The 22488-nt window shown below is 59.4% G+C and carries 23 protein-coding genes; 7 read left to right on the top strand and 16 right to left on the bottom strand.

Features of this window, described 5'->3' with window-relative positions; genetic code table 11:
- From VL197_17395 to VL197_17405, 3 genes are all read right to left on the bottom strand, one after another.
- The gene (locus VL197_17395) at window positions 1-1368 is read right to left on the bottom strand and encodes an FAD-linked oxidase C-terminal domain-containing protein (protein HUJ19765.1); all 1368 of its coding nucleotides are present in this window, start codon (window positions 1366-1368) and stop codon (window positions 1-3) included.
- A complete protein-coding gene (locus VL197_17400; protein ID HUJ19766.1) occupies window positions 1361-3001 on the bottom strand; it encodes a 1,4-alpha-glucan branching protein domain-containing protein in 1641 nt (546 codons plus the stop codon). Before VL197_17400 ends, VL197_17395 begins: the two co-directional genes overlap by 8 nt.
- Before the next feature lie 295 nt (window positions 3002-3296).
- Entirely contained in the window at window positions 3297-4241 is a 945-nt protein-coding gene (locus tag VL197_17405) for a DUF4912 domain-containing protein (GenBank protein ID HUJ19767.1), read from the bottom strand.
- A 145-nt stretch (window positions 4242-4386) separates the two neighbouring features.
- On the opposite strand from VL197_17405, the gene fabF reads away from it, so the two are divergent.
- Both fabF and VL197_17415 read left to right on the top strand, forming a co-directional pair.
- The gene (gene fabF / locus VL197_17410) at window positions 4387-5631 is read left to right on the top strand and encodes a beta-ketoacyl-ACP synthase II (GenBank protein HUJ19768.1); all 1245 of its coding nucleotides are present in this window, start codon (window positions 4387-4389) and stop codon (window positions 5629-5631) included.
- Window positions 5632-5746: 115 nt separating this feature from the next.
- Complete coding sequence (locus tag VL197_17415; GenBank protein HUJ19769.1) at window positions 5747-5917, top strand: hypothetical protein; 171 nt, start codon at window positions 5747-5749, stop codon at window positions 5915-5917.
- A 273-nt stretch (window positions 5918-6190) separates the two neighbouring features.
- Here the strand turns inward: VL197_17415 and VL197_17420 are convergent, their stop codons facing one another.
- A complete protein-coding gene (locus VL197_17420) occupies window positions 6191-7042 on the bottom strand; it encodes an HDOD domain-containing protein (protein ID HUJ19770.1) in 852 nt (283 codons plus the stop codon).
- Window positions 7043-7263: 221 nt separating this feature from the next.
- Here VL197_17420 and VL197_17425 point away from each other — a divergent pair, with 221 nt between their 5' ends.
- Window positions 7264-7320: a hypothetical protein gene (locus VL197_17425; GenBank protein ID HUJ19771.1), complete on the top strand. Its 57-nt coding sequence runs from the start codon at window positions 7264-7266 to the stop codon at window positions 7318-7320.
- A gap of 661 nt (window positions 7321-7981) precedes the next feature.
- A complete protein-coding gene (locus VL197_17430) occupies window positions 7982-8233 on the top strand; it encodes a hypothetical protein (GenBank protein ID HUJ19772.1) in 252 nt (83 codons plus the stop codon).
- Window positions 8234-8773: 540 nt separating this feature from the next.
- Here VL197_17430 and VL197_17435 read toward each other — a convergent pair.
- The 3 genes from VL197_17435 to VL197_17445 all read right to left on the bottom strand — a co-directional run bounded on the left by VL197_17435 (window position 8774) and on the right by VL197_17445 (window position 12740).
- Entirely contained in the window at window positions 8774-10903 is a 2130-nt protein-coding gene (locus tag VL197_17435) for an HD domain-containing phosphohydrolase (GenBank protein HUJ19773.1), read from the bottom strand.
- Window positions 10904-11086: 183 nt separating this feature from the next.
- Window positions 11087-12022 carry a SufD family Fe-S cluster assembly protein gene (locus tag VL197_17440; protein ID HUJ19774.1) on the bottom strand — a complete coding sequence of 312 codons (936 nt, stop codon included), beginning with the start codon at window positions 12020-12022 and terminating at the stop codon, window positions 11087-11089.
- Window positions 12015-12740 carry an ABC transporter ATP-binding protein gene (locus VL197_17445; protein ID HUJ19775.1) on the bottom strand — a complete coding sequence of 242 codons (726 nt, stop codon included), beginning with the start codon at window positions 12738-12740 and terminating at the stop codon, window positions 12015-12017. Before VL197_17445 ends, VL197_17440 begins: the two co-directional genes overlap by 8 nt.
- Window positions 12741-12901: 161 nt before the next feature.
- On the opposite strand from VL197_17445, the gene VL197_17450 reads away from it, so the two are divergent.
- The gene (locus tag VL197_17450; GenBank protein ID HUJ19776.1) at window positions 12902-13204 is read left to right on the top strand and encodes a tetratricopeptide repeat protein; all 303 of its coding nucleotides are present in this window, start codon (window positions 12902-12904) and stop codon (window positions 13202-13204) included.
- Window positions 13205-13308: 104 nt separating this feature from the next.
- Here VL197_17450 and VL197_17455 read toward each other — a convergent pair whose 3' ends face one another.
- The 8 genes from VL197_17455 to VL197_17490 form a co-directional block, all read right to left on the bottom strand.
- Entirely contained in the window at window positions 13309-13491 is a 183-nt protein-coding gene (locus tag VL197_17455) for a hypothetical protein (GenBank protein HUJ19777.1), read from the bottom strand.
- A 222-nt stretch (window positions 13492-13713) separates the two neighbouring features.
- Window positions 13714-14148 carry an arsenate reductase ArsC gene (locus VL197_17460; protein HUJ19778.1) on the bottom strand — a complete coding sequence of 145 codons (435 nt, stop codon included), beginning with the start codon at window positions 14146-14148 and terminating at the stop codon, window positions 13714-13716.
- Window positions 14149-14152: 4 nt separating this feature from the next.
- Complete coding sequence (locus VL197_17465) at window positions 14153-15145, bottom strand: FAD:protein FMN transferase (protein HUJ19779.1); 993 nt, start codon at window positions 15143-15145, stop codon at window positions 14153-14155.
- A gap of 69 nt (window positions 15146-15214) precedes the next feature.
- A complete protein-coding gene (locus VL197_17470; GenBank protein ID HUJ19780.1) occupies window positions 15215-15961 on the bottom strand; it encodes a hypothetical protein in 747 nt (248 codons plus the stop codon).
- A gap of 113 nt (window positions 15962-16074) precedes the next feature.
- Window positions 16075-16281, bottom strand: coding sequence for a cation transporter (locus VL197_17475; protein HUJ19781.1), 207 nt, complete (start codon window positions 16279-16281; stop codon window positions 16075-16077).
- A gap of 142 nt (window positions 16282-16423) precedes the next feature.
- On the bottom strand, window positions 16424-17776 hold the full coding sequence (locus tag VL197_17480; protein ID HUJ19782.1) for a sigma-54 dependent transcriptional regulator: 1353 nt from the start codon (window positions 17774-17776) through the stop codon (window positions 16424-16426).
- Between the two features lie 129 nt (window positions 17777-17905).
- On the bottom strand, window positions 17906-19009 hold the full coding sequence (locus tag VL197_17485; GenBank protein HUJ19783.1) for an ATP-binding protein: 1104 nt from the start codon (window positions 19007-19009) through the stop codon (window positions 17906-17908).
- 84 nt (window positions 19010-19093) lie between these two features.
- A complete protein-coding gene (locus tag VL197_17490; protein ID HUJ19784.1) occupies window positions 19094-19489 on the bottom strand; it encodes a FixH family protein in 396 nt (131 codons plus the stop codon).
- A gap of 481 nt (window positions 19490-19970) precedes the next feature.
- On the opposite strand from VL197_17490, the gene VL197_17495 reads away from it, so the two are divergent.
- On the top strand, window positions 19971-20192 hold the full coding sequence (locus tag VL197_17495) for a hypothetical protein (GenBank protein ID HUJ19785.1): 222 nt from the start codon (window positions 19971-19973) through the stop codon (window positions 20190-20192).
- Between the two features lie 124 nt (window positions 20193-20316).
- On the opposite strand, the gene VL197_17500 is transcribed toward VL197_17495, so the two are convergent.
- Window positions 20317-20982: a DUF4253 domain-containing protein gene (locus VL197_17500; protein ID HUJ19786.1), complete on the bottom strand. Its 666-nt coding sequence runs from the start codon at window positions 20980-20982 to the stop codon at window positions 20317-20319.
- 201 nt (window positions 20983-21183) lie between these two features.
- Here VL197_17500 and VL197_17505 point away from each other — a divergent pair, with 201 nt between their 5' ends.
- Window positions 21184-21795: an HAD family phosphatase gene (locus VL197_17505; protein ID HUJ19787.1), complete on the top strand. Its 612-nt coding sequence runs from the start codon at window positions 21184-21186 to the stop codon at window positions 21793-21795.
- Window positions 21796-22488 lie beyond the last annotated feature (693 nt).

The raw sequence follows: 22488 nt of genomic DNA on the forward strand, positions 1-22488 counted from the left end.
CTAGAGAAATATCTTCCCCGGGTTCAGAACGTTGTTCGGATCGAGCGCCTGCTTGATCTTCTGCATGGCGTTGATCGTCGCAGGTCCCAGCTCCATCGGGAGATATTCCGACTTCGCAAGGCCGATTCCGTGCTCTCCGGAGATGCTGCCGCCGAGCCTCAGGGTCTCCTGGAAAATCTCCCGCACCGCCGCCCGGCCTTTCTCAAGCTCGGAATCGTCGACCATGACATTCGCGTGGATGTTCCCGTCGCCGGCATGGCCGAAGTTCACGATCAGGAGGCCGTACTTTGCGGCGATACCGTTGATGGCGAGGAGGATGTCAGGGATCCTGCTTCTCGGCACGACGATGTCCTCGTTCAGCTTCTTCGGCTTGATCGTGTAGAGCGCCGGCGACAGGGACCGCCGGGCCTTCCATATCCGCTCCCGTTCGGCCTCCGTCCCGGCACGAACAATGCGCGTCGCCCCGCACGCGTTCATCACCTGTTCCACGAGCGCTATCTCGCGTTCCGTCAACTCCGAAGGGCCGTCCACCTCCACGATCAGCATGGCAGCGGCGCCGCCCGAGAGGTCCTCCTTGAGATAGCCCTCGACGGCCCGCAGGGCCGCCTGGTCCACGAACTCCAGGGCTCGCGGCACGATTCGCTTTGCGATGACCGCGGACGCCGCCGACGCGGCGCCTTCAACGGTACCGAAAAAGGCGGAAAGGGTCCGGACGCTCTCAGGCAGAGGGAGAAGCCGCAGAATGATCCTGGTCGCGATCCCGAGGGTCCCTTCGGACCCCACGATCAGCCTCGTCAGATCGTAGCCGGCCACGCTCTTCAGCGTCCGCGCGCCCGTGCGCACCAGTTCGCCCGTGGGCAGGACCACATCGAGACCGAGGACATAGTCCCGGGTGACGCCGTACTTGACGGCGCGGAGTCCGCCCGCGCACTCGGCGATATTCCCCCCGATCGTACAGAACCGGTGGCTCGCGGGGTCGGGCGGATAGAAGAGTCCTCGCGATTCGACCTCTTGCTGCAGGTCGCCCGTGACGACGCCGGGCTCGACGACCGCGATAAGGTCCTGCTCGTCGATCTCGAGGATGCTGTTCATCCGCTCCAGGGAGAGGACCACCCCGGCCCGCACGGGTATCGACCCTCCTGACATGCCCGTTCCCGCGCCGCGGGGCACCACGGGAAAGAGCTCCCGGTTGGCCAGGGCGAGAATGGCCGAGACCTCCGCTGCCGAGGCCGGCCGCGCCACGGCCCAGGGAAGCGATTCCCGGCGCGTAGCGTCGTAGGAGTAGACGATAAGCTCTTCGGGCGAGACCAGGAGATGGTCCGCTCCGACGATCTTCTTCAGTTCTTTGACAACGGACGGTTTAAGCATAGACCCGGAAGTCGATATCGGGAAATATATTGTCACGGTATTCTATCGTCTGGAGCCACCCCTCGTCAATACGATTCGCCCGTATCTCGTCATAGAGCCTGGTGAACCGGAGCACGTGGTCGCGGGTCCTCTTGAGCGCGTAATCGACGTGGCTGCCCGTCTTGATGATGAAGGCCCAGTCCGAGCTCTGCGCCAGGAGCAGTTCCCGCGCCGCCTGGTTCAGGGCGCGCTTCACGAGGCCCTCTGCGCCGGCGTGGCCCCGTGCAAGCCCGGTCATCCGTTCGGCGGCCTTGTCGAGGTGCCGGTAGATCCAGTCGTTCGAATCATCGAGCCATACCTCGGAGTATCCGTTCATGCCCCAGCTCGACAGGGGCGGGTCCACGGTCTGGCAGGCCGGCGTCTCCGCGAGATATTCCGTGGGCGTGATCATCCTGACCGTCTTCCGGTCGCTGGCGAGCTTCCGGATCAGGAAGTTCAGCCAGTCGGGGCCCTCGAACCACCAGTGCCCGAACAGCTCTGCGTCATAGGGCGCGACAATGAGCGGCTTCCGGTCTTCGAAGCTGCTGGAGAGCGACTCGATCTGTTTTCCCCGGTTGAACAGGAAGTTCCCAGCGTGCTCCGCGGCCTTGTCGAGCGCCCGCCGCCTGTCGTAGGGCTCCTTCTGGTCCGTGTCGCCCGTAATGCGGTGATACTTGATCCCCAGGCTCACGCGCACGCCGTCCTGGTGCAGGTAGGGCCTGACGTACTCGTAATCCAGGTCGAAGCCCACGTCGCGGTAGAAGTCCCGGTAGTCAAAATCCCCGGGATAGCCTTCCCTGGTGCTCCAAACCTGCTTGGACGACTCCATGTCCCGGCCGAAGGCGGCGACCCCGGAACGGCAGCAGACGGGCGCGTACACGCCGTACCGGGGGCGGGGCGACGCGTGGTACACACCGTGGGAATCCAGGAAGAAAAAGCGGAGCCCCGCTTCCCTCAGGACTTCATCGAGCCCCGGGGCATAGCCGCACTCCGGAAGCCAGATGCCCTTTGGCTCCCTGCCCAGGTGTTTCCGGTGATGCTGCACGGCGACCATGATCTGCGCCCGGACAGCTTCCCTGCTGTTCAGGAGGGGCAGGAACGCGTGGGTCGCGGCGCAGGTGATGAGCTCCACCCTGCCCAGGTCCTGGAATTTCCGGAAGGCGGTGACAAGATTTCGTCCGTACTTCTCCTCGAACACATGCCGGGCATTCCGGAACAGGTCACGGTACAGCAGGGCGAGGGAATGAAACCGCGGGTCACCCTTGGTCCGCTCCAGCTCGTGCTCGACGAACTCGGCCAACCGGCTGATATGCAGGATGTACCGCTGCTGCAGCAGGGGATCGGCGAGCATGGCGACGAGCGTCGGCGAGAGGCTCATGGTGATCCGGAAATCAATGCCGTCGTCCACGAGGCCGTCGAACACGTTGATCAGGGGGATGTAGGTTTCGGTGATGGCCTCGAACAGCCAGTCCTCTTCGAGGAACTGTTCATGTTCGGGATGCCGCACGAAGGGCAGGTGGCTGTGCAGCACCAGTGCGAGGGAGCCGCGCTCCCGGCCCGGCTTGTCCGGCCCGATGCTTTTTTCTGCTTCATCTCGTTCGGGGCGATTGGTCATGGGTGCGGTTGGTTCCTGCACAGTGCCTGCCGGGGTTCGCGTCATCCAATCCCGGGAAATCCCCTCACGCGGCCTGACACGGCGGGCGATGATGACGCTGCATCCCGTGCCGCTTCAGCGGAATAGCGTCAATGGGGACAGGCACCACGGGCCGGGAAGGGGCGGCGCCATCGTGGCAGGAAGAGGCAATCCTCCGGTCAGGGCGCTGCCGAAAGGCACGATAGCAGATTGCAAAACAAAAGTCCATCCCGGTGAGGATGGACTTTTGTATGAAAATGAGCACGAGGGCGGAGGACTATTTCTTCCCCCGCGGGAACATCCCCGGTGACGTTACCTGCGGTCTCCGTTTCAGCCTTCCCTTCTCCTGGAGCTGCTGCGAGGAAGGGCCTCCCCGGAGCCCGTATATTTTCCAGTACTCCTCGTCCACGACGATCCATTCGCCGTCGACCACATCGGAGACCCCGTCCCTCGGCGTGATCACGCGGTTCGAACGGGCGAGGGTAAGAAATCTTCCCTCCGGAGACAGCAGTCCGATGTCCGCGATAAAGGAGTGGCCGGGCCTGCCCAGATCGAAGTACCATTTGCCGACCAGTTCATCCACGTCCTGATCGAAGTACCCGACCGCGTTCCGGCCGTCGAACTGGACCCCGGTGACATCATAGATCCGGATCGTCAGCTTGCCGTCCCATCCGAACCAGGCCTTTTCCCGCTGGAGCCGCTCCTGCGTAACCTCCCAATAGGCATAGGCGAGATAGGGATCGCGCACCATGATGGCGATCTTCTCTTCGCCGTACCCCGCGGGAAGCTCGCCGTAGGCGGCCGCGGCCGTCGGCCTCCGTTCGGGCCCGGTGTAATATTTCGCGTCGGACACGCGCTCCTGCGCCATGATAGGCTCCTCTACTCCGGGAGGGGTCTTCCATTCACGGCCCGAGGGAGGCATCTCGACGGACGGTTTGTCCGGACGCAGAGCCGGCTTCGTCAGCGATGCAGGACGGGCTGCCGCTTTCTTTCTTGCGATGGCGATCTTTGCGGGAGCTGCTTTCCTTTTTACCGATGCAACGGCGCGCTTGGCCCCGGCATTCTTTTTGACCGTTTTTGCTGCTGGCTTGCTCTTGAAAGCTGCGGACAAGAGTTTGATGATGTCTGCCTTCCTGGCCTCCGAAGGCACTTGCACCTTCATCTTTCCGGCCAGAGCTTTGAGTTCACGGACGATCATGGTCTGCAGTTCCGGTTTTTTCATCTCGGGCCCCCTTCCGCAATATCAGGATGAGAAACAGTATTCGTCTGGCTCAACTATACCACAAACCAGGTCGTTGTCAAAGGTGAATACCTTGAAGGAACAGGGTCTTTTGACAAACCTGCCGAAACCTTTTATACTGCGCAGCATGACGCTGCGAATTGTGGTCACCGGGATCGGAATGCTCACACCCCTCGGGGTCAACAGGGAAACGACCTGGTCGTCCCTGCTCGAAGGCCGCTCGGGCGTCGGACGGATCACCCGCTTTGACGCCTCCGCCTTTCCCTGCCGCATTGCCGGCGAACTCACCGGCTTCGACCCGCGCGTGTTCATGAACGCGAAAGAAGCGAACAGGACCGATCCCTGCATCCAATACGCGCTGGCCGCTGCTCTCATGGCTCGCGAAGACGCCGGTCTTCCCGCCGCAGGCGTCAGCCCCGAACGGACGGGCGTGCTCGTGGGGTCCGGCAGGGGCGGCGTCAGCACGACCGAGACCAACATGGCCGCGCTGCTCCAGCGGGGACCCCGGGCGGTGTCTGCCTTCTACACTCCCATGTCGCTGGTGAACATGGCATCAGCCTATATTTCGATGAAGACCGGCGCGAAGGGACCCTGTCTCGATGTCTCTACGGCCTGCGCCACGGGCACGCACGCCCTCGGAGAGGCCATGAAGATCATCCAGCGAGGCGACGCCGATGTGATGCTCGCCGGAGGGTCCGAAGCGTCCCTGACTCCCCTGATCCTTGCGGGGTTCTGCCAGGCAAAAGCGCTCTCCCTGCGGAATTGCGAGCCGGAAAAGGCGAGCAGGCCCTTTGACCGCGAACGCGACGGGTTCGTGCTCGCCGAGGGCGCAACGGTCCTTGTCCTGGAGGAACGGGGCCACGCGGAGAAGCGGAACGCCCGGATCTACGCGGAGCTTGCCGGCTACGGACTGACGTCCGATGCGTTCCACTATGCCCGTCCCGACGAGCACGGCGACGGTTCGGCGCGAGCCATGACGCTGGCCCTGAAGGACGCCGGCATGCGGCCCGAAGACGTCGATTACGTCAATGCCCACGGGACGGGGACGCAGTCCAATGACCGGATCGAGACGCTTGCCCTGAAAAAGGCTTTCGGGCCCCATGCGCGGAAAATCGCGGTCAGTTCATCCAAATCGATGCTCGGCCATATGCTCGGCGCAGCGGGAGCCGCGGAGGCCGCGATAACCGCCCTCGCGCTCCGTGATGGCATGGTCCCTCCCACGATCAACCTCGAGTACCCCGATCCTGGTTGCGACCTCGACTATGTGCCGCACAAAGCGCGCAGAATAGCGGTCCGGGCAGCGCTCTCCAACTCTCTCGGCTTCGGAGGTGTTAATGGGGCCCTCGTTTTCCGGAAGTATGACCCGTCATAGTTGCGCGACCGCGAAACGGTATGACCATTTTTTTATTGACAATATGTGCTATACTCATTACACTGAGTCTTCGCTCTGCAACATGCCCTTGTTCCATCCTTTCGGAGGTCCCTCCATGAAAGCGATTGAAAGAAACAACTCGAAGTCGGTTCATGAAACAACGGTCATCGCCCTCAAGCGCCACGCCAGCGGCGGCACCGTCGTTCAGGCGGCGGCCGCGTTGCGACATCTTTCCGAGCAGTATCGAATCAAAAAACAAAAAGCCTGTAAAACCGGCACGGCCTAAGGACCGGTTCATGACAGGGGGTTATTCCGAAGGGTGACCCCCCCTTTTTTTACCCCACACATCAAATTCTAATCATCAGATATTATATTAGCCAGGGATAGGGTCGCAAGAAAGAGAACAAGGAACGCGAGGAATCGGTTCAGGCAGGAATAGAGTCAAGGGTAGTGTACAAAACAGCTTTTCCCGTTGCAGCACGTGCCGGCGGTGTTCAGCCCTCCCCCCCACCTTCCCGCCGGCACTTTTTTGTCCAGGCGGTCGGAGCTTACCACGCACTCAAGCCTTGGCAAACACCTGTTCGATGTCCGGCATGGCCTGCGTCAGCCTATTTCCCATTGAACTGATATCCTCTTCGGCGATCGAGTATGTGGACAGGAGCACATCGTGCTCACCGGTCCAGATGCTGTCGTTTCCCTTCCGGGGGCTGAACCTGCCCACGAGCCCCTCTGCCAGCGCCACCGCCGCGGTAATATCCTTCTGTTCCTTCGCAAGCGTCGGATGATGATGGTTATTCGTGATCTCCGCGAGGTCCTTCGGCATGCCGAGCGCCTCGACGAACCATGCCCCCGCCTCTGCGTGGGTGCACCCGAAGATCGTCCGCTCCCAGTCCAGCATATCATCGTCCGGGCCGATTGCCATGAACTTCTTCTGGTCCATGCTGCAGAAGACGACCCGGCCGAGGTCGTGCAGGAGGCCGGCAAGGAAGCACTCGCCCGGGATGGTGAGCGGAATGTAGTCGGTCAGGACCGAGGCGAGAAATCCCACCTCGTACCCGTGGATCCAGAGGTTCTCTATGGTAAAGGAGCCCTTCGTCGGCACCACGTTCATGACCGTCATGCCGATCGCGACGGAACGGATCCGCTCGAAGCCGAGAAACATGATAGCCTGCTCGATGTCCTTTATCTGGCCCGAACGGCCGAAATAGGCTGAATTGGCCATGCGCAGGACGCGCTGCGCCAGCGCCTGGTCGAACGTGATGAGTTTGTGGAGCTCGCTTGTGGAGGCGTTCTCGTCCTGGACCGTTCTCAGTATCTTGCCGAGAAGTACCGGGATGGTGGAGAGGTCGTGCAAACCCTTGATATACCGCCTGACGTCCTGCTCCGAAATGGACTGCGTTGTTTCAGCCATGCGATCCCCCTGATAAACGCGCATTTTCTTATTTTATCGGCAGGAAATTGCAGAAACTTTAGGGCTAAAGTATAAATGGCCAAAAGTAAATCATCCCGGCAATTGACCGATTTTACAAGGCTTCGTTGCGGCATGCGAACTCCTCTCCGGGCTGCGAAAGAAAATATACCAATCATGTGATCTTCCGTACTATTTCGCTTTTCTGAATATCGAATGTCTTTATGTCGTTCGCCTGGTACGCTCATCTCCGCAATTTAAATGACCGAAAGGGTACGTAGCTGCCGAACTGAGCGAGCGATCGCACTGTTCGAGCATTTCTTTCAGGTGCAACCAACAGGATCCGCTACAGCCAGTACAACTTTGGCCAGCTGTAGATACTCCTGAAAGTTCATAACCCTGTCCATGCTCGCGCCCTTTGCGATGCTGTCCATACGCCAGCCGCTCAAACTGGACTTTCTTTGGGACGGACTCTGCACGGTCGGTGCGGTATTCGCTCACCCCCCAATGATTCCCTGTGCCAGACAAACAGCTGAATAGGGATGATTTGCAGCGCTCGCAAGGAGTGTTGCAACTTAAGCATCAGCTTTCCTCCTTATTCCCGCCAATAGACGCGGTAAATTTTTGAGATCAGCGTTACGCCACCGGACTCATCAATCAAAAGAAACAGGATCTCGTCAACTTCTTGAGTACTCTGGACACGTTGATTTAGGCAAAGAGTGGACTAGCCGCGCAGGTCCGCTTCCTGCGATCAACTGGAGCAACGCGCAGAGATGGCGTAGGCGCTTTTCATCACGACATCACCGGGAGCGAGGGGGAATATGAATATATTGAAGGAAGAAGGGACTTCAGGTTCGTTGCGGTCCCGGTTATTATTATTCGGTACGACAGGGAGACGGCCGTATCACGCCATGGTGCTATAATTTACGCAAAGAGGGTTACGTGTTAGCTGCGAAGAAGGAGGTGACCGATATGTGGCTCAAGGTGGTCCCCGATATCGAGTTGAACATTGACGTACCGCTTCAGGGGGTTGATGAGAACATGCGCGATTACGATGTACAGCTCTATGAAAACGTTGTCCGCGATGCGCTGCGAGAGACGCTGAAAAAAGTGTTCACAGAAGAAGATATAACGATCTATTCCGTTGATGTCGGCATAGCCCGCGAAAAATACATCAGGAGGAAAGCAGCCTGAGTAAGCCCTGGGCCGGAAGTGGTTCCGCAGCATGAGCGGGCTGGACCGTACGGACTGCAGCAGTGGGGTACTGTCCGGAGATCATCGAAGCCGGGCCGGCAGCACCCCATCAGGTGCAGTGCCAGCGCATGTTTACCCCATAATCCTATTCATAAGATCTATGGAAGTCCGATAATGCCCGTCCCATCGTTCTCACCGGATTTGATGAAATGAGTGAAGTGAAGCACGCATGTGCAGGCGTGGGCTGCAGCAACGTACACTCCTATATCCAGAGCGGGAACGTTCTTTTTGAGGCTCCGAAGGGGTGGGCTCAATGACCGGTTGACCAGTGACGCGACTGTCCTCTTCAGAACGTTCAGCGTACTGAGAGGCATCGTGAGTGCGGCTCCCTTCCATGACGTTCGATGGGGCACAACGGTGAATCGGTACGTCTCTTTCCTGACCCGAAACGGCGCAGCAAGCCGGCGCTCCCCTTGAAATCACAAAAAGAATTCCTTGAGCTCAGAGCAACCCCGCTTCCTCCCGTGAGAAAGCCTCAGATCAGCGGACCGTTTCTTCTTTCTTCCCGGAATGGGGCATGACCGGGCATACCTGATCATCCATGCGCAGGAACGCTTCCACGACCTTCGGGTCGAGGTGGTTGCCCGCGAGGCCGCGGATGTGATCACAGGCCTCGCTGCGGGAGAGCGGACGGCGGTAGGGCCTGTCAGCGGAAAAGATCGCGTCCCAGATGTCGGCGAGGGCGAATATCCTTGCCGCCAGCGGGATTTGTTCACCCTTGAGCCCGCGCGGGTAGCCATCGCCGTCCCACCGCTCGTGATGGCAGTAGGGAATATCGAGCGCCGGCCTCAGGTAGGCTATGGGCTTGAGCATCTCAAAGGCGTAGACGGGATGCTGCCGCATGAGCTCCCGTTCATCATCGGTGAGCGGTCCCTCCTTCCGAAGAATGCTGTCGGGAATGCCGATCTTTCCGAGATCGTGAAGGAGCGCACCGCGGCGTATGTGGACGATGTCCTCCTCGCGCAGGTCCATGGCCCGTGCGATGCTGACGGTAAGCTCCGACACACGCTCGGTGTGCCGCTCGGTCACCCGGTCCCGGAGTTCCAGGGCCCGGGCCCAGCCCTCGAGCGTCGCGTCATAGGCGAGCATGAGCTCCATGTTCGAGCGCTGGAGCTCGTCAAAGAGCGATGCATTGTCGATAGCTATGGCCGCCTGGGAAGCGAGGGATTCGAGGAACTCACGCTGCTCCTGGTCGAGGACGAGTGGCGAGCGATGCATGATCTCAAGCACGCCTTTTACGATGCCCTTCGCCACGAGGGGCACGGCATAATAGGCAACGAACCCTTCTCCATCGATGAGATTCGGACGCAGAAATCCACTCGCCGGGTCCCGGAGATCGGGCGTGCTGATGACCCTCCGCTCGAGGGCGGCGATGCCGGCGAGGCCTTCCCCCATCCGCAGGCTCGAGCGGCGGATGCCCGCGGTGTGGAATCCCGTCTCCGCGGCGTATTCGAGCACAGGCGCATGGCGGTTCACGAGCATCACGTCAGCTGCGTCCACGTGGAACTGGGCAACAACGAGGTCGAGGAACTGACGAAGGATGACGCGGAGGTCCTGGGTCGAGGTGATCATGAGGTCGATGGCGTGGAGGGCGGCGAGGTTGCCGAGCCTGCAGGAGGCCTGCTCTTCAGCCTGCTTGCGGTCCGTGATGTCCTCACCCGAGCTCAGGGCGGCGGTGACCCTGCCCGCCTCGTCCCGGATGAGCGTGTGGCGCCAGGCGATGGTACGCTCCCTGCCACTCTTCGCGAGCACGGGGCTCTCCGCGTAGCCGGCAGGCCCCGCTTCTCCGGAGAGCAGTTTCCGGAACCCGGCCCTCGCGCTGGCACGAAGGTCTTCGGGAACAAAGGAGTCGAACCAGTTCCTGCCGACGATCTCCTCCTCCGGAAGGCCCAGGATCTCTGCCCCTTTCCGGTTGATGAGCTTCACCAACTCATCGTCGCCAACGACTGCGAGAATGACGTCCGCCACGTCGAGATACATCCGGGCGCGCTCTTTTTCCCGCCTCAACCGTTCGTCTGCGGCCGCGTGCTCCGAAACGTCCCGGTAGATGCTCAGAACCACCTTTTTCCCGCCGATATCGATCACACCGGCGCTGATCTCCACGGGGATCTCGCTGCCCTCGCGGCGGGACATGCAGCGCGCGGTCTGGATCACGCCTCCGCTCCGGACCTGCTCGAACACCTCCCTGCAGTGCTGCCGGTCCTGGGCGGGATGGAGGTCGGGCTGACGCATCCCGATGAGCGACGAGATGGGGATTCCCGTGAGCTCGGCGGCCTTCCGGTTCGCGTCGATGATGACGCCCGTGTCCGCTTCGGCAACGATCACAGCATCGTTCGCCGCCTCGACCAGGGTCCGGTATTTCAGCTCTGACGCGGTGAGCCGCTGCTCCGTCTTTTCGCGGGCGAGCAGCTCACGACGGACCAGGAGAGCGAGAAGCAGGGCGCTCACGGCCACGAATGCCCAGCCTTTGTAAGTTTGCATGACGGTGATCCGGTGCGGATCGGCAACCAGGAATTCCAGAAGACGGTCCGACGAGGCGATCCACAGCCCGCCGAAGACCGCATACCATGCGGTGATGCGGATGATAGATTTTGAGGTTGTTCGCTCCATGCGCTACCCCCGGCAATACAAGGGAAAAAGTGTCCCCATTTATATGATAGCACTTTCAGGGGTGAGAGAGCGCCCTCACGAATGGATGAAGCACAGGACGGCCCTTTGTCCAGCCTGACTCTGAGACACCGGCGCTCGAGGGAAAGGCTGCTTTTGTCCGGATTGGCCTATCCCCCGCTGCCCTCACCGCAAGATACCCTTTACGATCAGATCCACTGCCTCCTCCGGCGACAGCCCGTGTGCCATGAGCGTCTCCAGCTGCCGTTTGTCCACGCTTCCGATTGCGGCTTCGTGGGTGACCTTGGCGAGCGGGTTGTTCACCTGGACGAGCGGTATCGCCTTGGCCACGGCCCGGTCCTTCACGATCTCCATGCAGTCCACGTGCCCCCTGCAACCCGCTGCGTTGCCCTCGGTGATGCCCGTGATCTCCGCGAATGCATCGTCCTCGATCGCCACGCGGGCCTTGATCAGCCCCCGCGCGTTCTCGCCCGCGAGCACGACCTTTTCCCTGATCTTCACCTCGTCGTCGGCATGACCAAAAACGCGGGCGACCAGTTCGGCAACCGCCTGTTCCCCTGTGCTAACCTCGTAATCGATGGCGAGCTTCCCCACCCTGCCGTTCACGAGGGAAAATTCCGTAAAATACCTGCCGCCCTTTCCCACGTTTACCGAAAGCTTCGGCAGAACCTCGATGCCGCCGAAGAGCCCGTGGTAATGCGTTTCGGAGTACCGCATCTCCGCGCCCTCGCCGATCTCGACCTTCGCGTCCATCTTGTGCACGACCTTCTCCGCCTTCGGGAATATGCAATGCGCGATGAAGGTGGCCGAGGAGTTCTTCTCGAGCTTCACATCCATCCGGATCTCCTGCCTCCCCTTCTTGTGCAGGACGCCGAAGCAGAGATGTACGGGGTTCCGGAGGTTCACCCCTTCCCGGACGATGACGCGGGCCGATATACCGTTCCGCGTTTCCCGTGCGTCCACCTCGAGCCCCTCCACCAGGCGCGAGCTCAGGATGGAGTTCCCGCTCACACTCAGATGGGCGGTCTCCTGGTCCGCGAGAACCGCGGCATCGCCGCCCGCCTCTCCCAGTGCCTGCATGAGCTGATCCAGTTCAGACATAGTGGCACTCCACGCCGTTGCATTCCAGGCAATGGCTGGACTTGTAATGCCCGGCTACGTTCTCAGGCTTGCCGGAGCATATGATCCTGCCGTTGCAGAGCTGCGACGCACGATCGGCGACCTTGCAGATCTCCTCTCGGTGAGTCACGAGCAGGACCGCGGTCCCGTTCTTCCGGAACGCGTTGATCACGTTGATGACGTCCTGGATCGAAAGCATGTCGATGCCGGAGTCGGGCTCATCGAGGATGGCGAGCCGCGGGCTGAGCGCCAGGATCGATGCCAGCTCGATCCGCTTGCGCTCTCCGCCGCTCAGGCTCTTGTCAACCATGCGGGAGAGGTACGGGGCCGGGGAGAGGCCGACCAGTTCCAGACAGGAGGCCGCGTCCCCGGCCTGCGGCCGCAGACACAGGTAATCCCTCACCGCGATGCCCTCGAACCGGACGGGCTCCTGCCATGCCATGGTGATGCCGAGCCGGGCGCGCGCATGAATCGGGAGGTCGTTGATGATCTCGCCGTTGAACCGGATCTCGCCGCTCGCCGGGCGGTATCCCTCGCACCCCATGATCAGGCACGCGAGGGTGCTCTTGCCGGTGCCGTTGGTGCCGAGCAGGGCATGCACCTCGCCCGCATCCATGGACAGGGAAAGCCCCGAAAGGATCGGGGTCTCGGCACGAGAACCCGCAGTAAACGAGATGTTATTGATTTCAAGAAGAGGCATACCTGTATCCAAAGGCCGCACAACTGCCCCATCCCTATTTTAGCACCGGGCGGCTGCTCCCGCAGGTCAGCATGAGCAATAAAATTCATATAATTGATACGAAACAATGCCGAATTGACATCGTTCCCCGTAAGCTTCCCGGTAAGCATGGGGCTTTCCGCATGAATGACTGCGTGAACATCGGGAGCATTTACGTCGAGCACGGCATGCCTGATGAAGGCATGCGGGAGTTCATGTTCGTCCCGCAACTCAGGAGCCTCGACGACATCGACACTGCCAGCCTCTTCGTCAACAGGGGGTTCTGTTATCTTAGAAAGTGCCTTCCGGACCGGGCGATCGAGTTCTACTCTGAGACGGTCCCGGTGAACCCGAATGACGGATGGTCTATGACTACCTGGCCAGGGCATGGGGATGAGGGACAAGGCAGCGGAGTTCCTGGGCAAGGCCCACGGCCTGAACCCTGACAAGTATTGAGCCTCCGGTCCGCCCTCAAGCCGCTCCAGGACAAAAAAAACCGCTGTCTCAGTGAGACAGCGGTTGCGGGAAGGCAAAAAAGATGGTCCGGTGATCAGCAGCTGCTGCAAGAAGAGCCGCAGCTTGACTGCATCCCCGAAAGGATAAAACCCTGTTTATCGTTGAAATCGATGTTCGTGTTCTCAAGCATTATGTTGGCGCGCTCCTCAACGAACACCCTGAGTCCGCTCAATTCGAGCGTCGTATCGCCCCGCAGGGCTTCCTTGGCTATGTCCATAGCCAGTGACGGGCTTCAGCCGCCCGGCACGGTGAATATGCGCACCCCGTCGCCGGCCTTGCCCTGTGCCACAACAATTTCCTTGAACTTCGTGACTGCATTGTCTGTCAGACTTACCATACTTCCTCCCGATGAATTTCAATTCCTTCTAAAATTGTTCCGTATAGTACCAATATGTTCTCATTCCTGCAACTGTTTTTTTCTTCGTTCTGAGCTCCCCGCCTATACTTTTTTTCCGCCGCCGGACGGGACATCCTTGAGAAAAAGCTGTATTTTCCCCCTGATCTCGTCCCTCGCTCGCCTGAAATCATTCATGATCATTGCATCGGTGCCCCGCGCCAGGATCGGGTCCTTGATGGGCCAGTGAAGCCGTTTGAGAGAGGGAGGCGTCCAGGGGCAGGCCTCGGCGGCGTTGTCGCAAAGCGTGATGACGACATCCATGCTGCGCATGAGCACTGCGTCGATCTCCTTGGATGTCTGGCCGGAGATATCGATGCCGGCTTCCTTCATGACCGCCATGGCCCGGGCGTTCACTCCCGCGGCCATGAGTCCGGCGCTGAAGGCTTCGACCCTGCCTTTGCCGAGCTCGCGGGCGAACCCTTCCGCCATCTGGGAGCGGCAGGAATTGCCGGTGCACAGGAACATCACTTTCATCATACGTTCACTTGCGGGCACCCGCCTCCATCGTCTTGATCCCGTCGGTCATGAAGGTCCGGCCTCCCTCATCCACGATGATCGCCTCGGCCCCCGCCTGTTTCACGATCTTCATGCCCTCTTCCGGACCCAGGATGAAGGGCGCCTTGGCAAGCGGATCGATCAGCGAGCCCTGGTCCCCGATCAGCGTGGCCGAGATGACGCCGGTAGACGGCTTGCCGGTCCTGGGGTCGATGATATGATGGTACCGCTTGTTCCCCCTGATGACGAAGCGTTCGTAATCGCCGGACGTGGTGATATATTTGTCGCTCAGCCCCAGCACGATCAGCGTCTTGTCCCGCTCTCGGGGATGCTGGACGCCGATCCGCCACGGTGTTCCGTCCTCCCGGCGTCCCATCACCCAGATGTCCCCCGCCAGCGCGATCACGGCATTGTCGATGCCGTGTGCCCTGAGCAGGTCCCTGACCCGGTCGGCGATGTAACCCTTCATGCCCCCCAGGTCCATGATCATGCCCGGTCTCTTCAGGAAGATGGTCGAGGCCTTGCGGTCGACGACGATGTTCCGGTAGTTCACAAGGGGCTTCACCCTGGCGATCTCCGAGTCGGTCGGGACCGTCCCCTCCTTGAGCCTCATCTGCCACAGCACCACGAGCGGGCCGATCGTGATGTCAAAAACGCCGCCCGACAGCTCCGAGACGCGGCGCGCGGATTCTACCGCATCGATCATCTCGGGCGATACCACGACCGGGTGGCGGCCGGCGGCCTCGTTTACCTTCGATACCTCGCTGTCGATCTTGTAGAGCGACATCATCCGGTCGAAGCGCCGGACCTCGTCCATGGCGGCATCGATGGCGGCCCCGCCCCCCGCCCTGCTCTTCGCGACGACCGTGATGGTGACATCCGTGCCCATGATGGGCTCGGTCTTCTGGACCGTCCTGACACGGCTGCATCCCGCGACGGCAAGCGCGAGCAGCATGGCGAGGAGTATCGTCTGTTTCATCGGAATTCCCCCGGGGAAATGAGCTGATAAAGGACAAGACGGCGGCGTGGATCGCAAGGAGATAATTGACTAACCCTTGCCTACTTTTTTCCTGATCAGCATTCCGCGAGCTGCCGTGCGGACGCCCTCGGGTACGTTCTTGCTTTTTTCCAGGATTCCGAGATCACGCTCGGTCATGCGCGGAATGAACCCGAGCGAAACGCCGACGGGCGTCTTCGGGTTGAACACCAGCGCGGCCGCGACCGAGTTCTTTCTCGTCCATTCCGTGTTGGCCCCGATCTTGCGCATCACGTCTTCGCTCAGATTCTGGGACTTGGCAAAGGACTCCACCTCGGCTATCGTGACCCGGGGATTGTTCAGCACGGACAGGGATATCTGCTTGCTCGACTCCCGGATGAGGATCCCCCGCGCTTCCTTGGCGCCGGTCAGCGCGAGCTTGATCTTCTGGGACGGCTTCATCTTGAGGATGATCTGCGTCGTGTTCAGCTTCTTCCGCCCGCTCTCCGCTTCGGCCTCAGCGGTGACCACATCGATCACCCGCGTGCCGCTGATGAAGCTCCTGATCTCATCGGATGCGGTAAGGGCGATGAAGGCCAGCGTCGTTTCGGAGAGGTTGGGGCACCGGACCAGCTCGCGCAGGACTTCCTCGTCATCGTAGTAGGTCTGGGCGATCTGCTCGAGGATCGAGTCCGGTGTGCGCACGTCGAGGATGATGCTGCGGAGCGAGATCGGCGAACAGTGGTCTATATCGAGCGGGAGCTGTTTTCTCCTCGCTGACCGGGCAAGGATCATGATCCACTTGGAACTGGCTTCCATCTGCCGCCTCTCTTCGTCCCCCCACGATCGCGCGGCCGACGGCGCCGCGTAAAATACGGTGAAATTATACTGATCGCACGGGATGTTGTCAAGGAAAGGGGTCCGGAGGCTGCCTACGAGGTCTTATACCCCGCCTCGACGACCGCAGCGGAAAGCTTGTTCTTACCGGTCTTCGCGTCGTCATAGGTCACTACCGCCTCGGCCTTCTGCAGGTCGACCTGTGCGTCCTGCACGCCCGGAACCGCTTTGAGCGCCTTGGCTACGCGCATCACGCAATGATTGCAGGTCATTCCCTGGACCTTCAGCGTCGTCTTAGCCATGTTCAGTACCTCCTGGGGGAGAAAGAGTTATGATAAAGTGCAACCATAATACAGGAATTCGCCGCTGTTGCAAAGACTTTTCTCGCGCGTCCCCTGTCCTGCCATGGGCAACCCCGCAGCCGCGGTTCATCCGGGGCTCGTGCTATTTTATCCCGTATTTCTCCAGGCGGTAAATAAGGGTTGGCCTCGTGATCCCCAGGTATTCGGCCGCGCGGGTCTGGTTGTTGTTGTGCTTTTCGAGGGCCTTGATTATCAGGTTCTTTTCCAGCTCTTCCAGTCGTATGCCCTCATCGGGGAGGTTCAGGATGATGCTCTCGACGCTCGTCTTTTCATTCTTGAGCTTGTCCGGCAGGTCCTCGGCCGTGATGATATCCCCCCGCCTGAGCACCGATGCACGCTGGACGACGTTCTCCAGTTCGCGCACGTTGCCCGGCCAGCCGTAGTCCGTGAGCAGCGAGAGTGCGTCCTGGTCCAGCCGAACCGCGTCAGAGGGATTGAACTTTTTCAGAAAATGACCTGCCAGAAGCGGCACATCCTCCCGGCGTTCCCGGAGGGGCGGGATATGCAGGGTGACCACGCTCAGCCGGTAGTACAGGTCCTCGCGATAGCTGCCCTCCCGCACGGCGCGCTCGATGTCCCTGTTCGTGGCCGCTATGATGCGCACGTCCACGGGAACCGGGTGTCTGCCACCCACGCGGTCCACCTGGCGCTCCTGGAGCGCCCGGAGGATCTTTGCCTGCAGGTCCACGCGCAGGTCTCCGATCTCGTCGAGGAACAGCGTTCCGCCCCCGGCAAGCTCGAATTTTCCCTCATGGTCCCTGACGGCGCCGGTGAACGCGCCCTTCGCGTGTCCGAACAGCTCGCTCTCGATCAGGTTCTCCGGGATCGCAGCGCAGTTGATCGCCACGAAAGGACCGTCGGAGCGGCCGCTGTTATAGTGGATGCCCTTTGCCAGGAGCTCCTTGCCGGTCCCGCTCTCGCCCGTGATGAGCACGCTCGCGTCGCTCGCCGCGACCCGCCCGGCCATCTCGAGCACGTCCCTGATCCTGTTGCTCGTGCCGATGATTGCGTCGAAGCGGTACCGGTCGTTCACCGCCGTGCGCAGCTCCGCGTTCTGGCGCTCCAGGCGGCGCATTTTGAGCGCCTTGTCCAGGGTGATCCGGAGCTCATCGCGGTTGAACGGCTTCGTGATGTAGTCGAAGGCGCCTTGCCGCATCGCCTCGACCGCACTCTCGATCGTGCCGTAGGCGGTTATGACGATGACCGGGACCGCCTCGTCGCGCTCGCGGACCCTGGCGAGCACCTGCATGCCGTCCATGCCCGGCATCGTGATGTCCGTGATGACTGCGTCGAAAGAGCCCGCGTCAAGCAGCCGCAGACCTTCTTCGCCGCTCGCCGCGGCCTTGACCGAGTATCCCGCCTCGGCCAGGCTGAACTCCATGACCCGTCGCAAGCTGTCGTCATCGTCTATCAGGAGAATTGTGGTCTTTTTCATTAATCCAGCCTTCAGTCGGCAGCGCCTACGCTGCCCGCTTCGCCCTGTGGTCGTTCCGTTCGCATTTCAGTGTCAGAGAAGAACCGTCTCACGACAGGGTCCCCGGAACCGCGGCAGGCACCTCTCTTTTCACACCGGAATCCTCACCAGGAACGTCGTCCCCCTGCCCGGCTCGCTCGCCACGTCTATTGTTCCCCGGTGGTTCTCAATGATCCGGTACGTGATCGCGAGGCCCAGGCCGGTCCCGTTCTTCTTGGTCGTGAAGAAGGGGCTGAAGAGCTTCTTCCGGTTCTCCTCGGATATGCCGGTTCCCGTGTCCGTGACCCTGACCTCGACGGCGCCGGCCGAGAGGCTGCTCGAGACGGTCAGCACGCCTCCATCCGGCATAGCCTGGATCGCGTTCAGGATGAGGTTCAGGATGGCCTGCTTCAACAGGCCCGCATCGAGGTTTCTCTCCCCGATGGAAGGATCGAGCTTTTTTTGAACCTGCACGCGTGCTTTCCGTGCCTCCTGGGCAGTGAGCGTGAGAACGGATTCGATGGCTTCATTCAGGTCGACGAAATGGAACTCCGGGTTTTTGGGCTTGGCGAACCCGAGAAACTCCTGGACGATCTGGTTCAACCGGTCCGATTCCTTCAGCAGGATCTGGATGAATTCGTATTTCGCCTCCTCCGGCGAATAGTCGTCCTTGATGATCTCCACGGCTCCCTTGATGGAACCGAGGGGGTTGCGGATCTCGTGGGCCATGCCCGCGGACAGCTCTCCCAGCGCCGACAGCCGGTCCGCCCTCCGGAGCTGTTCCTCGGTCTGGAACAGGATGTCCGTCTGCTCCTTGAGCTTCCGGTGGGAATCGTCGAGCCTGCCGATGGCCTCCTCGTAGCGCAGTCGCTGGTTCCGCTCCATCTGGCTCAGGACTCCGGTCACGCCGCCGATGAACAGGTACAGGAACAGCTCAACGTAGTTGTAAATATCGAGGAAGGGATCATGCCAGTGCAGGAACAGATGGGGCGAGAACAGGACGCAGGATGTAATGGAGACGATCACGCCTCCCTTGATGCCGTACCAGTAAGCGGCCAGGATGATCGGCAGAATGTACAGGTGTCCGAGCAGTCCATGCAGCATGCCCGCCTGAACGCCCCCTGCCAGAAAGTGGAACGTGGTGATCAGCCCGAGCATTGCTGCGAGCACGATCGTTTTGATCCCCCGGATACGTTTATTGAACAGTGCGATCATAATAAACGACAGATGCCTTCGATGAGTTCATCCATCGTTCTTCATCTCTCGATCCTCGTCGCTCTTCCCTGCTGAATCCGTATGTTACCGAGCGTCCAGATTGAAGGTCGCCAAGGATGCCGGCTTGCCCGGGCGGGTCACCGACACTTCAGCCTTCCATCCGCCCTCCATTGCGATATTGGCCGTAAAAGAGTAGGCATCACCCTTGGATACGGCCTGGGTGTTGAATTCCATGGGAGCCATTCCCGGCATGGGAGGCATGTAATAGCGCACGTTCACAATCGCGTCGGTCACGGGTTTGCCCGACTGATCAACCGCCTTGATGGTGATCGTATTGTCGCCCTTGACGAGCGGATATTGGCTGGCCGTGAGGGTCATCTTCACATCACCTGCCGTTGCCTGACGCTCATAGCCTTTGGTGCAGGCAGAGAGCACTGCGACCAGCAGGAAAATCACGACTGCAGAGAAGGTTTTTTTCACTCTGAGGCTCCTCGGTCACGGGATTTTTAATTTTAGCCAATCTAAACCAATAACTCAGGTTTGTCAAGAAATGACGGTTTTTGACGGCCCCTCTGCAAAAACAAGCCTTCGTATGAATGCTCTTAACTTCACGAGCCTCTCGATGATCCACTCAAAATGGCCGGGAAGGAATCAGGGCCTTCTATCCTGCTATGTAGACACCGGGATTTGCCGTATCCACGACCACGGCCCATGCCCAGTCTCTTCTCCACTGATAGCCTGCGTTAAAATCCTGGGGTAACACCTGAGGAATATTGCCGTTCCTAATACCTTTGTTCGCGTTGTTTTTCAACAGCTTTTATAGAACAATACTGCCCTTGAGCCTGACGCGAGACAGGCATGCCATCATGCGCCTCCTGGGTTAGTCATTGATTATGCTTGACACTATGGGGAAAATCTGATAAATTTAACCATTCTAAAAACGGAAAGGGGGTGAAAATCAATGAAGAAGATTATCGCGCTTTTCACGGCAATGGCATTTGCTCTGACCCTCGGCGTTGCTTTCGCAGAGGAGAAGGCAGCCCCGGCTGGCGAGATGAAGGACATGAAGAAGGAAGAGAAGGCGCCGGCAAAGAAGAAGAAGTCAGCTAAGAAAGAGAAGAAGAAGAAGGCCGACAAGAAGACCGAAATGAAGAAGGACGAAATGGCTCCGGCAGCAAAGTAAGTTACCTATACCGCTAATTCATTATACCGAGCGGAAAAAAGGTTTCTTGAGTGACTTTAAGCAGGCGGTTCAAAACCGCCTGCTTTTTTTATTCCCCTCCGACCTTTCCTTGATTCACTTATTGTCAATCCCACCACAGGAACAGCCTTTTCGTCTTCTGGATGTCCCGGGCAAGGTCGGCCGTGCTCCCCGGGCCCTGGTCCACGGCGTCGGGGCAGAAATCATACACTTCCTCGGCGAAAGCCTTCAGGTCCTGCGGCAGCGTTTTGAACTCGATCTCGACCCAGTCGTTATCCGCGCCGATGACTTCGAAGGGAGCGGTCTTGCCCCATTCAGTGAGCCGGTCGATCACGTCCTGGTTTGAAATGTCGTACTGGTCCCCGTCGGTGTGCATGATCCGCAGGATCTCAAGCTGATCGGTCCCCTTGAGCACGCCGATCTTGTCCGTCCTGGTATTTGCATTCATCTCGATGACGAAAGCCATGTATTTTATCGGCGCGAGCCTCTTTTTCAGGGACTCAAGGACCACGTCCGTCTTGTCATTCGGAACGGATAGGTACACCCCGTCAACGATGACCTGGAAATCATTTGCATCATAGCCGGACATCCGGTGGATTTCCCCGCCTCCCGATTCCTCCTGCATGATGGCCAGCACCTGTCGGTCGAAATTTACAGCCTTTGCGACCATTTCGGCATGCGGGGAAAGGACGACCGGCTGATTCCATGCAGCGAGCAGTGATGCGGCCAAAATCAGAGCGAAAATCAGCAGCAGCCTGGATCGCATTACCATATTCACCAACCCCTCCGTACCGTCTTCATCACTTCCCTGGAGAGAAGCGCTCTGCAAAGGCCAGCTATTTTACCATATTCGAAAAATCAAAAACAATAAAATTCAGGCTTCCCGCGCCTGGACGCGGGCCTCTCGACTCCTCCATGGTCAGCACGAAGACGGCTATAATATAAGGAAGCGGGAACACGCGCAGGGAGGCTTATGATCAAAACCATTCTCTTTGACTTCGGAGGAGTCCTGGCTGAAGAAGGCTTCCGGGAAGGGCTCGAGGAGATTGCCAGGAAGAACGGGGTCGATCCCGTGACCTTCTTCTCGCTCGCCGATGCGCTGATCGATGAGACGGGATATCTCATCGGGCGCGCCGGAGAGGCGGAGTACTGGAAGAGCGTCAGGGAGCGGGCGGGCGTACGCGGGACGGACCATGAACTTCGCGAGGAGATACTCAAGCGCTTCGTTCTCCGGCAGCCGATGCTCGCCTGCGTCGATCTTCTGCGGTCCTGCGGTCTTTCCGTGGCCATGCTGAGCGATCAGACGAACTGGCTCGAAGAGATCGACCGCGACAGCGGTCTCTTCTCACATTTCGACCGTGTCTTCAACTCGTTCCGGATTCACCGGAGCAAACGGGAGGCTTCAACATTCCAGTACGTTTGCAGCGAGCTCGGCGTCAAACCGGAAGAGATCCTGTTTATCGACGACAATAAGGAGCACATCGGGCGGGCACGGGGTATCGGAATGCAGACGATCCTGTTCACGACGGCAGAAGATTTCGAGCGGCAGATACGCGAATTGATGGACTGCAGGTGTACACCGTGAACGGGGCGGGAATAATGATCAGGCATACATCGAAGGGATTCATACGGGAAGAGTCACGAATGGGGCCGCGATGGCAGTATCTGCAGATTCCGGTAGCCACCAGGCTTTCTGATAATCCTTCCGACTATTCCAATTCATTCCTCGCAGTAATTCTGGGCAATCCTCTAATCAGCGCTCTCCTGAAACTGTACTTATCGTCCGGCCGTACACACTTCAACCCGTAAATCAGTATCGTGTCGTAGAGATAGGTATCGTCACCTACACCTACTATCTTGCAGCCCCCTTGACGATTTATCTATGCGGAATACCGGTTGAAAATTATACATGAACGGCTCGGCTGAGGGGCGCGATTTTTGCGACCCTCTCGAGCCGAATGGTTAGAACTGCTAGGCTTTGCTGGTAATACGGGCTGCGCCTTGAATTAGCGATTCAGTTGATTTGTTAGTCCTTGTTTTTCACTAACGGTAAGGTCAACGGCAGCCAAACATAAGGCTATTGCTGCTTCGTAAAATAGAATTGGCGCAATGAAAAGAAGATCCACTCTTATTGGGACTGAACTGAACCCCTGTGATTGGACACTCGGGTTAGAGCGCCGGACAGGGGGTTAAGGTTTGGCTTCTCGCCTCGAACTTGTTCGGTGGCATATATCCGAGAGAGGCGTGAAGCCGTTTCCGATTATACACATCTTCGATG

The sequence above is a fragment of the Nitrospirota bacterium genome, assembly GCA_035516965.1.
Classification (GTDB): domain Bacteria; phylum Nitrospirota; class UBA9217; order UBA9217; family UBA9217; genus MHEA01.